The organism is Neiella marina, from assembly GCF_002165625.1.
GTDB lineage: Bacteria > Pseudomonadota > Gammaproteobacteria > Enterobacterales > Neiellaceae > Neiella > Neiella marina.
Window position 1 is genome coordinate 1 of sequence record NZ_NGNS01000039.1, and the last position, 12,217, is coordinate 12,217.

The window sequence follows — 12,217 nt, forward strand, 5'->3', positions numbered from 1 at the left end:
GCATGGGGTGTTTATCTGTTTGTTTTTTGGCGAAAGTAATTAGATCAAATCGCCTCATGCGTGTCTATCTTATTGAAAGGAATCAATATTATGAGGGGATTCCTTAGCAAAGAGCGTCATTAACTAATGAAATTTTCAATTTTTGCTTTGATTGTTTTAGTGTTTTTTTGTCAATCAGGCTGGGGTAAAAATGACGAAATACCTTTCAAGTTTTTTTCCAAAAAAGATATAAATAACCCAAATGAACGAACCGATGATTTAAATTTTCACTTTCGCACTGTTTATAGTGGTGATAAGGGAGCTTGTAAAGAAATTTATAAATCCTTTAATCGTTTTGAGATTGAAGAGTTAAGTGCTTGCAATGACTTGGATTATTCTGATTCTGCATTCGATTTGGTGGGTTTCAAGCCAATGACTTTGGCTGAGATTAAGAAGGTCGAGCTTGATTATTATAGGCTTCAAGACTACAAATTCGATAATGATCGCGAAGGGAAAACGTTAGAAGATATATGGGATGAGAGAAAGATCTTGTATGAAATTGGATATCATACAATGAGGAAAGCTGTTGTTGATATCTACCAAGATGGTGTTAAAGAAACAATATATGAAAGAACTGAACCTTCAACCTTATGTCAAGCTTCCAATTGGTATAAGCCAGACGGAACTTTAGATTTTGACAAGATGATGGGCGAACAAAATAAGTTCAAACAGTCGTCACCCAAGGATAAATTGAAAATATCTAAAGGGTATGGCCTAAGAAATTCATTTTTTACATTCAAATCTAATGGGCAGATTGAGCACATAAAAGGGCATGACTTACTTCGTTTCCAAGATGACTATTATTGGGTCGTTCGTGACAACCTCTCAGATGTACTCATTAATAAGCCAAGAGGAGGGGAGTGGGTTCTATTTGGCACCTTCAGTAAAAAAAAGGAAAGAATATATAGTCCGGAGTTTCTTTGTACCTTGGCATATATGACGCCAGCAAAATAATATAGATTAATTACTGAATGAATAACGCTGTCCGTAGTGTTTTTTTATTTGTAGGGATAAATGTGTTTAAAAATATAGCTCTGTATGTTTTTTGCTCTGCAATCCCATTAATTATGTTTGGCTGTCAAGATCCAGATTGGGACCATACATATTTTGATGGTGGCTTAAATGCCTATGTGTCGATTGATGTTCAATGTTCTTGGATTGTTGTTTTTGATAGCAGTGTAGATATGGGGAAGGTTGCAGACATTGGTGAGTATCGACTGTCGGTGTATCAGGATGGTATTAAAACAGTTTCTTACGAGCCGCAGTTTTTTGAACTGATATCCCTTAATGGCAAAGGAACAGAATGGACCTATGGGTTAAAGTCTGTTTTGTTGCCAAAAGGAAATAGTACTGTGTCGATACAGCAAGTTTCTGTTGGCAAAGAAAGTAAATCCGGAGTTTCTTTTTTAATAAAAATACAGCCCAAATCAAACTGTCCTTAAAAGAAGTTTATCTATTTTCTCCAAATCTTTTGTCATGATTATCCTTTTGTCAGCAACTCTAGTATCGAGCAAGAGCCGCTTTGTTACGTGCGCACCGCTGCGGTGCTGCCGCGGACGATAAAATCGTGGGCCAGGACATACTCTGTTTGCTGCGGTGCTTTGCCGGCAATCAAGTCCAGCAGTAGCTCAGCAGATTGCTCGCCGATTTGCTCGGCTGGTTGCGCTACTGTAGTCAGGGTAGGGCGGCAATAACTGGAAACATCCATATCATCAAAGCCCGTCACAGAGATATCCTCTGGCACATTTAAGCCTGCATCAACAAAGCCTTTGATGGCAGCGATGGCCATTTCATCATTCATGCAGAAAATAGCGGTTGGCCGATCTTCCATCTGGATAAACTGCCTGACTGCATTCAACCCTGAAGCAAAGTTAAAATCACCTTCAACCACTAGCGATGGGTCAAATTGGAGACCGGCTTTGGTCAACGCGCGCTGATAGCCGGCCATCCGATCCTGAGTGTGTGGGTTGTCATTTAAACCACTGATGACACCAATTCGACGGTGGCCGAGGCTAAGCAAGTATTCGATTACTTGAGCTGCGGCTCCGGCGTTATCTATTCGAACCGATGGATAAGGGGTGTTTTCACTGCCAGTGGCACTGACGGCAGTGATATCTTGTTGCGGAAGCTGCGAGTCACTGGTGTAAGGGCGCAAATTGATAATGCCGTCAGCAAGGCGGGTTTCGACCATCTTGATGAATTCCGCTTCACGCACAGGCGAGTCTTTAGTATCCCCTAACAGCACGCTATAGCCAGCGTTTTGGGCAACTGCTTCGATGCCGCTGATAACCTTGGCAAAGAACACGTTGGCAATATCGGGCACCAGCACCACGATGGTATTGGACTGTTTACTGCGAAATTTCTGCGACAGCATGTTGGGCTTGTAGTTGAGCTTTTTGATTGCCGCTTCAACTTTTGCGAGGTTTTTCGGCGAAACACGCTCGGGAGTGCTCAGAGCTTTAGAAATTGTCCCTGTGCTTAATCCTGCCTCTTTCGCAACGTCTCTGATGGTTGCCACTTACTTCGTTCCTAAAACAACTGCAATCATGTTACTTATCACAGATTAACACTGTCCTGTAACAACTGAAACAGGTGCGTTACAGCTAGAATGTGAACCGGTTCACTTGGTGGTCAATTAGTGGTGGTGATTACTGCTGTAGGTAGGCTTTGGTGAGCCGTTGTAAAGAGGCAAAAGCCAGTTCGTTGGTATCAAATTGGTGTTTTTCGACCCATATGGCTTCGGTGATTTCAGACTCTTGGAGAGCAAGCAGAGGTTTGCTATCTAAGCTAGCGACAAACAGTGCGTCCATGGTGTTATAGCGCACGTTTTTGTACAAGTATTGGTTGGCGCCAGAAGCGACGTAACGCCATTGAGTCACATGAATACCAAGCTCTTCGTTTATTTCGCGGCTTAGGCCTTGTTCCAAAGATTCGCCCGGATCGATAAAGCCGCCCGGCAAATCAAGCCGGCCAGCAAAAGGCTCCTTGGCGCGACGAGTTAGTAAGATTTTTCCTTGCCACTCAAGCAGTCCAGCTACTGCCGCAGCGGTATTGTGAAAGTATTCGAATTGACAGCTGCTACAGACATAGCAGGTTCCATGTTTGTTAGTGAAGCTTGCTTCACCGCATTGTGGGCAGTAAGTGGGGCTGAAGTCTTCCATGGTGTTCTCTAACAGTGAGCGGCCAGCGCTACAGCAATTACTCGACTGTAGCGCCAGCGATGCACCATTGCCAGTGATTAATTTGGCAATGGCAAGTCTTCAGGTTGCGCTTGACTGTCTACTTTGACGAAAAAGAAGCGACGCAAGCCATCGAGTGAAGCCCAGTGCTTCATGCTCTGGTTGCCGGTGAGTTCAAAACTGAACTTTTGCGGGCCACTGTCGAGCTCAAGCTCGCCCAGCAGTTGCAGCTCGGTTTCATCCAACTCATGTTCGAGAGTTTGTAGCCCTTGCTTTAACGCCACTTCCATTCCGGCTGCGGCAATGGCTTGGCGCTGCTTTAGGTAGACTTTGTAGCGGCCAGCTTGATGGACGTGAATGTCATACATGGCACCATCACCCATTTGTTTGAGCTGGCTCAGGGTGTGGGCTTTGCTGCGGGTGTTTCCCCAGGTTGCCGACGGTCCAAACGCGTTGACCACAGAGACATCCGCTTGCTCTAGGGCGATTTGATAAACCGGTGGTTTGTAGCTGTCGGGGCTATCTATGATGGCTTGATAACCCTCTAGCAGCTCAGCGGTCAGACGCTTGGCAAGCTCTGGCTCTTTGAGATAAATATTGCTTCGCTCTTTTGGATCAGCCTTCATATCGACCAAAACGTAGCCTTGATGTGGGCGAGGGTAGCCTTTTCGATCCATCGGTGGAAACTGGTGCAACTTATACTGTTCAGTGCGCCATGCGACCCATTGTTCACTAGGGTTGATGGCCTGCTTGGCGACATCATCTACCGGCGTCCACTGATTAAACAGCGGCTTATTGGCGATGACATCGTGACTTGCAACCATCACCGGGGTTGGTCGCTCAATGGCTTTTGCTTGTGTGGGCTGTTGCAATGATGCAGCGAAACTGCCGCCATCGAGAGGCAACTGCGCCACTTGTCGTTTAGTGCCAGTGAGTTCCAGCAGCGTTGGCACTACATCCATGACGCTTGTTAAATGATGAACTTTGCCGGCAGGAAACTGCCCTTGCCAGCGCACAAACAAAGGTGACTTGATGCCGTTTTGCCAAGCTTGACCTTTGTTACCATTGTATTGGTTCGGATTGCGTTGTTGCCATTCCTGCTGAGTCATTGCCCCTAGGTTGCTGGAATCGAACCAAGGACCATTGTCTGATAAGAACAATACAATGGTGTTGTCCGCTAAGCCGCTTTCATCGAGGTATGCCATCAGGCGACCGATGTGGTGGTCCATTTCGCTGATCATGCCATACAGTTGGGCAACCGGTTCGCGGAGGCCTTTTTGGCGGTATGGCTCGACAAATTGATCGGGTGCTAACCATGGTTCATGGGGAGCAAGAAAGCTCAAATAGGCAAAAAATGGCTGTTGCTTGTTGTCATCGATAAAGTCGATGGCGTATTTGGTGATGACATCAGATACCCAAGCGTTATGCTTCACAGCCTTGCCGTTGTGCAAGCCAATGCTATTTTCATGGACATAGAGCTCGGCATAATAGCCATCGTCAAAGCCTCTATCCCAAGGGTAGTATCCCGCCGTTTTACCGACATGCCACTTGCCCCATGTGCCAGTGGCGTAACCATTCTCTTTCAGAAGCTGAGAAACAAGTACTTCATCCAGCTTCATAAAGTCACGTCCGCCGTGAACGCCAGATACACCAGTCTTGTAATGGTGGCGACCGGTCAACAACGCCGCTCGAGTGGTGGAACACACCGGCGTTACCTGAAAGTCGGAAAACTGCACTGATTGCTTGGCTAACTGATCAAGATGGGGGGTAGTGACAACTGAATTGCCATGGATACTGAGGTCGTCAAATCCCAAATCATCTGCTGTAATCAGCACAATATTGGGTTGTTTGGCTGCCTGAGCGGGCAACACAGCCGCCATACAGGCGGCTGCTAATACCCAGGTAAATGTTTTTACAAACTTCATCATTTACTCCGGTAATGCATGACTAGCGCTTTTGCATGTCATCATTGAACTGTTTGATAAGTTCCAATGTGCTGGTGTCAGTTGAGAACACTGAGTTTAGCCCCTGTGGTTCTTGTGGTGGATCACCAGAGAAATCATCACCCGCTTGCCATTTGCCAGTGGTCATATCTTTGGCCGGTTTGGCCTCGCCGCCAAAGCCCCAGATGTTGACCCCAGCAAAGGTGCGATCATCGGTGGCCAGCAATTCGCCAAACACGCCCTCAAAGAACATATTGCGGTAGGTGACATCAGCATCGCGTTCGAGCTTTTCTTGATTGCGTGGGAAGCCAAATTCCGACAGCACGACTGGTCGTTGTTGTTGCTTCGCAACAGCCAAATGGCGAGCGATATAATCCTTTGCATTATCAATAGCTAATTGAGTAGATGGCTGCTCATTGTTGGGATCGTACCAAGACCAGTTCTTAGGCCACACATGGATGGTCAGGTAATCAATATCTGGGTTAGCGTGGACTCGTTTCCACACTTCGATGTCACCATAGGTACCGGCAGCATTAGGATTCTCTTTGTAGGTTCCCGCTTCGCCTTCAGCTCCAGTGGAAATCAGTTGCTTTGGAGCCAGCTCGTTTATTTGGCTGACGGTACGATTGAGCCAGGCGGTGAAAGCCGGCTCGTGTTCGGCGTTGCGAACGCGTGGTTCATTCGCTACTTGCCACGACATAATGGTTGGATCATCGGTGTACTTGACCCCAGTGACACTGTTGGTGCGGCCAACAATGAAGTCGACGTGGTTGGCAAATGCATCCATGCATGGCTCACATGAGTGGAATTGCATGGTGTAATCTTGAAACACATCCCAATCATACGGGGGCAAGAATGGGCTTGGAATTTCACCATAGCCATTCCATTCGAGGTACTGGGCAAAACCGCCAGACCAAATCCAATTATTAGTTAGATAAAGCACTGCCACCATGTCTCGTTTGGCCATTTCTGCCAACAAAACATCCAAGCCTTCGAGCAGTGCTTGATCGTATTTGCCTTGCTTGTATTGCAGTGCCGGATTGACCATCGAATCGGTCTGTCCGCCGTCACCACCGGCTAGAACACGTAAGTTAGTAATGCCGTATTGTTGCATCAGATCTAACTCACGGATCATCCGTGCTTTACCTTCCTCACTCGTGCCAAGCAGTGGCCCATACCAGTAATTGAAACCAACAAATTGGTAAGGAGATCCATTGCGCACAAACTCGCCCTGTTCTACTCGGACGAATGACGCGTCACCACTGATGGTGGCGGTTGCTGGCGCAGACAGTTGGCTTTGACAACCGACTTGAGATAGCAGCGCTGTAGCTGCTACGAGTTTCAACAGATGTTTCATCCCAAAATCCTTAAAGCGGTGAGGATTGACTGAGACCGGAGCGGTCGAGATAGCGCACTGACTCGGCGAGGGCGACTATCAGGTGATATAAAGTGCTAGCGGGCGCAACGTCGGAGCAGATGGCGTTGTTACCATCGAGCTGATCAACATAAGCTCCACTAGCGGCAGGTTCGATGTAGTGTTTGAACAACAAGGCGATGGCATCGGCCGCTTTCTGCTCGTAGATCTCGGGCTGCCATTTGGCCATCACTAGGCTTGCTTTAATCAGCTCAGTCATCGGCCAACTGCGCTTCGTGGCGTGGATAATCTCGCCTTGCGGTGTGGTGGCATCGTAGATTAGGCCACTACTAGACTCTTTGCCGATGAGCAAACCGTTTTCATAGAGGCGCTCACAGAAGTGTTTTACCTTGACACCAGTAAGGCTGCTGTACCAATCAAGTAGCCAAACCCACTCAAACATATGCCCAGGTTCAATGACAGTTTGGCCATCAACCAAAGCTGGCTGCCAGTCATTATCAAAGAACTCCAGCAGGACGCCGTCATTGTGATCAAAGAAGACATTACGGAATAAGGTGAAAATCTCGCCGGCTTTGGCTAACCAAAGACCGTCGCCACTTGCCTCATAGAGCGTCATAAAGGCTTCAAACAAATGCATATGAGGGTTTTGGCGGCGCACTGGGGCGTCATAGTCGCCTTCGTACCAACCGCCGTTATCGGCAGCAAAATGTTCATCAATATGAGCCAATAACTGCTCGGCATGATCAATATCTATCGCTTGACGATACAGCCTAAAGCGCGTTCCTGCGGCTAACAAATGAAATGCGATATCGTACAAATCTTGCTTACTATCAGCGGTTTGATTGCTAGCGTCGACTAAATGAGCATAGCTGTGACTATGCTCTGGGTGCTGTCCGTGGATACGAGCAAACCGCCAAATATCGTTGACCAGACGACGGTTACTACCAGTCCAACCAAATTCCTCTGCGACGCAGAAGCTAAACATTTGTCGAGCTTGAACCCTTACTCGCTTGGCAATCGCCTGATCTGGCGCACCGGCAAAGGTTAGTCGTTCATAGACGGCATTACTGCTTGGCTCAATGCCGGTAGAAGTCCAAAGGGGCAATGCTTGATTACTCATCCATTGCTGGAATCGATCAACCTGCTGCTCAAGCGTTGGTGATTGCTGCATGTCGTTGTCTCTTAAAATCGCTCAATGTTGTCAAAGGCGTGCTGCTTGATTCGCAGTACAACCTGTTAATGATTAAAAATGTAACCGTTTACGAAATATTGTAAACGGTTACAGTTTCGTTTCAAGGGTCTTTTCATGGAGCCGTGTTAGAGATCACAACGGCAGCTGTGGGGAGAAGCGAGGCGGGAGCAACGCCAAGCCACGACTGAAAGGTGACTTGGCCATTTTTTTCAATAAGTTATCGAATGATTAACCGGAAAAGGGCACTGAGCTTGAGCGAACCACAAATTCATACGGCAAGATGTAGTCAGACTGGCGCAATTCTTTGCCTTCGATGAGTCGTAAAAGCATATTGGCGGCTGCTTTGCCAATTTCTTCGGCAGGCTGAGCGATAGTGGTTAGTGCTGGCTCAGCGTAGCGGGATACTTCAATATCATCAAAGCCAATGATAGACATTTCTTGAGGTACTTTAATACCGGCAGCGCGAAATCCCTTGATGGCACCAATGGCCATTTCATCGTTCATTGATAGGATCGCCGTAGGTCGTTCTTCTTTCGGAATGCGAATGAAATGTTGCGCAGCATTCAGTCCGGACCACATGGTGAATTCGCCCTCAGCCACCCACTCTTCGCAACTATCAATGCCTGCATTTTCAAGGGATTGGCGATAACCTTTGAGACGGTCAATGGTATGTGGGTTCTCGGATAAACCGGTGATCACACCGATTCGCTTGTGTCCTAATGACAGTAGATAATCGGTCGCTGTTTTCGCCGCACCAGCGTTATCAATCCGCACGCAGGGGTATGGCGTGTCTTCACAACCTGCCGCGTTGACAGCAATGATATCGTCCTTCGGTAGGATTGAATCGCCCTCCCAATAAGGGCGTAATTGAATCACGCCATCAGCCTGGCGAGTTTCAACCAATTTTAAATATTCTTCTTCGCGTTTGCGTTGGTCGCGGGTGTCGCCAAGCAAGACCCCAAAGCCATGCTGTTGCATGACATCCTCAATGCCGCGAACCACGGTAGCAAAAAAGGTGTTGGCCATATTCGGCACCAACACAACAATGGTAAAAGCGCGGTGGCGTCGAAAATTACGAGCGAGCATATTGGGTTTGTATTGCACTTGCTCGATGGCATCATGCACTTTTTTCAGACTCTTCTTTGAAACCGTTTCCGGAGCACTTAGAGCCCTAGAGACAGTAGCGATAGAAACGCCTGCAACCTTTGCTACATCACGAATATTCGACATCTTTTATCCACTCCTGGGATTGTTTTGCTTAGCACATTTCTGCTCTTTCAGTAGCAGAATGTAACATATTACACCGATCTCACAAATTTGAGTTTTACACAGATTAAAATAGTGGAAAAGCAAAATGTAACCGGTTAAGGTTGGCGTATTGAATTTCAGTTGAATGCGCCATTTAATTTGTAAGTCACTAAAAATAAAGGTTTAAGTTGTTATTTTTTGTGGAGCTGGTGGATTTGGTAGGGGAGTCAATCTGTAACATTTTGTCGGTGGCTGTTTCATTATCTTGTGACCGCCTTCACAAAATTAGCATTGGCACTCCAATGATGGTTGTTGGTCGAACGGCACAATCGTTCGGTTTTAATTCGTAAGTTTGCTTGGTAGTAGATATTGATATGACTTCAGCAGAAACCCAGTTAAGAGTTAAAGAAAAAATAGGATATGGATTCGGTGACTTTGCGTCATCAATGTTCTGGAAGATGTTTTCAGTCTATCTGCTGATCTTCTACACCGACGTCTTTGGCATTTCTGCTGCGGCTGTTGGTACCATGTTTTTGCTAACCCGTATTTGGGATACCGCCAATGATCCTGTCATGGGGGTTATCGCTGACCGCACTAACACCCGATGGGGTAAATTCCGCCCGTTCTTGTTGTGGGGGGCGATTCCATTTGCTGTGATTGGGGTGTTGACGTTCACCACACCAGATTGGTCACCAACAGCGAAACTGGCGTATGCCTATGTCACCTACACCTTGATGATGATGGCTTATACGGCGGTCAATGTGCCTTACGCATCATTGCTCGGTGTCATGTCCTCTAGCAGCTCGGATCGGACCTCATTGGCATCGTTCCGTATGGTGTTCGCCTTTGCCGGTAGTATCTTCGCGTTTGTATTGGTTGATCCGCTGACCAATTACTTCACCAACATGTCAGCCACGCCGAATCCACAGATGGGCTGGATGATGACCATGATTGTTTATGGTTGTATTGCTGCTTTCTTGTTCTACATGACGTTTTCCTGGACACGGGAGCGCATTGCGCCGCCAGTGGCACAAAAAAGTAACCTGAAAGAAGATTTGAAAAATCTGGCCACCAATAAGCCATGGTTTATTTTGCTCGGCGCGGCTTTGTCGACGTTGATTTTCAACAGCATGCGCGACGGTGCGGCAGTGTTTTACTTCAAGTACTTTGTCCAAGCTGATGATTTAGCAATTATGGGCATGACCTTTGGTATGACGACTGCTTATTTGGTACTCGGTCAAGCCGCTAACATCATCGGCGTTGTGTTGGCGCAGCCAATTTCCAACTTAGTGGGTAAGCGCAACACCTTTATGGTAGCGATGTTCCTTGCGGCTGGCCTAAGCATATTCTTCTTCTTCTTAACCCAAGATCAAATTATGTTGATGTTGGTGCTACAAGTACTGATCAGTGCCTGTGCTGGTATCGTGTTTCCATTGTTATGGTCCATGTATGCCGATATTGCCGACTACTCCGAGTATGAAACGGGGCGTCGCTCAACGGGTTTGATTTTCTCTTCATCATCATTTTCACAGAAAATGGGCTGGACTTTGGGCGGTGCATTGACCGGTTGGACGCTGGCATTCTTCGGCTATGAAGCCAATGCTGAGCAGACTGAATTTGCCAAAGAAGGTTTGCGCTACATGGTGAGTTTCTTACCAGCCATAGGTGCGGCGCTGTCTGGTTTGTTTATGATCTTCTACAAACTCACCGATCATTACATGTTGAAGGTGAGCGAAGAGCTTGACGCCCGTCGCGTCAGTGAGCAATCACAAAATTAATTGTTAAGTATGTGCGCTGGCTCGCCAGCAAGTAAAAAATTTAGATTAAAATGTAAACGGTTACGATTTGGTTGTAGCCAATAGCAAAATAAGTTGAGATACAGAAATGAGTGATTACAAAGCGTTAGTGAACGAACTGTTTGCCCAGCAAGAAGAGCTGCTAAGCCGAGCCAATGCGCCGCAGGCAAGGAACAACGGCATTTACCAGCGTTGGCAAAATCCGATTGTGACGCGCAGCCATGTGCCAGTGACTTGGCGTTACGACTTGAACCCTGAAACCAATCCTTTTTTGATGGAACGTCAAGGGATTAACGCAACATTGAATGCCGGTGCTATTTATAAAGATGGCAAGTACTTGTTGGTAGTTCGAGTTGAAGGTAACGATCGTAAGTCGTTCTTTGCAGTGGCAGAAAGCCCAAATGGTGTCGACAACTTTAAGTTCTGGTCTCACCCAGTCACCATGCCAGAAACGGACCGCCCAGATACTAATGTCTACGATATGCGCCTAACTGCTCATGAAGACGGTTACATTTATGGCTTGTTCTGTACCGAGCGCAAAGATGAAGCTCAACCCCATGACTTGTCAGCAGCTGAAGCACAATGTGGTATCGCTCGTACCAAGGATTTAGTGACTTGGGAGCGTTTGCCAGATCTCATTACTTACTCTGGTCAGCAGCGCAACGTGGTTTTGCATCCTGAATTCGTTGATGGCAAGTATGCGCTGTATACCCGTCCGCAAGATGGTTTCATTTCTGTTGGCAGCGGCGGCGGTATTGGCTGGGGCTTGGCTGACAGCATGGAAAATGCAGAAATCAAAGAAGAGCTGATTGTTGATGGCAAGGTTTACCACACCATCAAAGAAATCAAAAATGGCCAAGGACCAGCACCAATCAAAACCGATGACGGTTGGTTGCACTTAGCCCATGGTGTTCGTAACACCGCTGCTGGACTGCGCTATGTGCTGTACATGTTCATGACTGATTTGGACCAACCTTGGAAAGTGACTCACATGCCTGCCGGTCATTTCATTGCCCCAGAAGGTGCGGAACGTGTTGGTGATGTCTCCAATGTGACATTCGCCAATGGCTGGGTAGTCAACGAAAACAACGAAGTGTTCATCTACTACGCATCATCAGATACCCGTATGCACGTTGCTACTTCAACCGTTGATCAGTTGATTGATTACTGCAAAAACACGCCGGAAGATGGTTTGCGCTCAGCGACCTCTGTGATTGAGCGTAACAAGCTAATTGATGCCAACTTAGCATTCCTGAAAGACGGAGAGTAATGATGAGCGAGGTTCTAGCGCCGCAGTTGCTGGATTGGCAGCAAACCGCACACCGCGAGGCTGAGAGTATTGCCGATTGGTGGGCGACCTACACAGTTGATGAACACCATGGTGGCTTTTATGGCGAGGTCAGTCGGGACAATACGCCGTTGATTGAGTCGGAGAAAAGCATCAT

Annotated in this window: 10 protein-coding genes; 4 read left to right on the forward strand and 6 right to left on the reverse strand. The window is 47.1% G+C overall.

What is annotated here, in order from left to right; all coding sequences use genetic code 11:
- Nucleotides 1-126: 126 nt before the first annotated feature.
- A complete protein-coding gene (locus tag CBE68_RS18415) occupies nt 127-993 on the forward strand; it encodes a hypothetical protein (protein WP_087507689.1) in 867 nt (288 codons plus the stop codon).
- A gap of 17 nt (nt 994-1,010) precedes the next feature.
- A complete protein-coding gene (locus tag CBE68_RS18420; RefSeq protein WP_143824629.1) occupies nt 1,011-1,481 on the forward strand; it encodes a hypothetical protein in 471 nt (156 codons plus the stop codon).
- An 83-nt stretch (nt 1,482-1,564) separates the two neighbouring features.
- Here the strand turns inward: CBE68_RS18420 and CBE68_RS18425 are convergent, their stop codons facing one another.
- The 6 genes from CBE68_RS18425 to CBE68_RS18450 form a co-directional block, all read right to left on the reverse strand.
- The gene (locus tag CBE68_RS18425) at nt 1,565-2,557 is read right to left on the reverse strand and encodes a LacI family DNA-binding transcriptional regulator (RefSeq protein WP_087507691.1); all 993 of its coding nucleotides are present in this window, start codon (nt 2,555-2,557) and stop codon (nt 1,565-1,567) included.
- 130 nt (nt 2,558-2,687) lie between these two features.
- Nucleotides 2,688-3,200 carry an NUDIX domain-containing protein gene (locus CBE68_RS18430; protein WP_087507692.1) on the reverse strand — a complete coding sequence of 171 codons (513 nt, stop codon included), beginning with the start codon at nt 3,198-3,200 and terminating at the stop codon, nt 2,688-2,690.
- Between the two features lie 77 nt (nt 3,201-3,277).
- On the reverse strand, nt 3,278-5,143 hold the full coding sequence (locus CBE68_RS18435; RefSeq protein WP_158100672.1) for a sulfatase-like hydrolase/transferase: 1,866 nt from the start codon (nt 5,141-5,143) through the stop codon (nt 3,278-3,280).
- A 22-nt stretch (nt 5,144-5,165) separates the two neighbouring features.
- Nucleotides 5,166-6,518, reverse strand: coding sequence for a glycoside hydrolase 5 family protein (locus CBE68_RS18440; RefSeq protein ID WP_087507694.1), 1,353 nt, complete (start codon nt 6,516-6,518; stop codon nt 5,166-5,168).
- 10 nt (nt 6,519-6,528) lie between these two features.
- Nucleotides 6,529-7,707: an AGE family epimerase/isomerase gene (locus CBE68_RS18445; RefSeq protein WP_229744817.1), complete on the reverse strand. Its 1,179-nt coding sequence runs from the start codon at nt 7,705-7,707 to the stop codon at nt 6,529-6,531.
- A gap of 249 nt (nt 7,708-7,956) precedes the next feature.
- Entirely contained in the window at nt 7,957-8,958 is a 1,002-nt protein-coding gene (locus tag CBE68_RS18450; RefSeq protein ID WP_087507696.1) for a LacI family DNA-binding transcriptional regulator, read from the reverse strand.
- Between the two features lie 392 nt (nt 8,959-9,350).
- Here CBE68_RS18450 and CBE68_RS18455 point away from each other — a divergent pair, with 392 nt between their 5' ends.
- Nucleotides 9,351-10,754: an MFS transporter gene (locus CBE68_RS18455; protein WP_087507697.1), complete on the forward strand. Its 1,404-nt coding sequence runs from the start codon at nt 9,351-9,353 to the stop codon at nt 10,752-10,754.
- A gap of 106 nt (nt 10,755-10,860) precedes the next feature.
- Nucleotides 10,861-12,042: a glycoside hydrolase family 130 protein gene (locus CBE68_RS18460; protein ID WP_087507698.1), complete on the forward strand. Its 1,182-nt coding sequence runs from the start codon at nt 10,861-10,863 to the stop codon at nt 12,040-12,042.
- Nucleotides 12,043-12,217: the final 175 nt, after the last annotated feature.

Coding starts and splice junctions, on each gene's coding strand:
- CBE68_RS18415 (WP_087507689.1), top strand. CDS start 127: ATGAAATTTTCAATTTTTGCTTTGATTGTTTTAGTGTTTTTTTGTCAA.
- CBE68_RS18420 (WP_143824629.1), top strand. CDS start 1,011: ATGAATAACGCTGTCCGTAGTGTTTTTTTATTTGTAGGGATAAATGTG.
- CBE68_RS18430 (WP_087507692.1), bottom strand. CDS start 3,200: ATGGAAGACTTCAGCCCCACTTACTGCCCACAATGCGGTGAAGCAAGC.
- CBE68_RS18435 (WP_158100672.1), bottom strand. CDS start 5,143: ATGAAGTTTGTAAAAACATTTACCTGGGTATTAGCAGCCGCCTGTATG.
- CBE68_RS18440 (WP_087507694.1), bottom strand. CDS start 6,518: ATGAAACATCTGTTGAAACTCGTAGCAGCTACAGCGCTGCTATCTCAA.
- CBE68_RS18445 (WP_229744817.1), bottom strand. CDS start 7,707: ATGCAGCAATCACCAACGCTTGAGCAGCAGGTTGATCGATTCCAGCAA.
- CBE68_RS18450 (WP_087507696.1), bottom strand. CDS start 8,958: ATGTCGAATATTCGTGATGTAGCAAAGGTTGCAGGCGTTTCTATCGCT.
- CBE68_RS18455 (WP_087507697.1), top strand. CDS start 9,351: ATGACTTCAGCAGAAACCCAGTTAAGAGTTAAAGAAAAAATAGGATAT.
- CBE68_RS18460 (WP_087507698.1), top strand. CDS start 10,861: ATGAGTGATTACAAAGCGTTAGTGAACGAACTGTTTGCCCAGCAAGAA.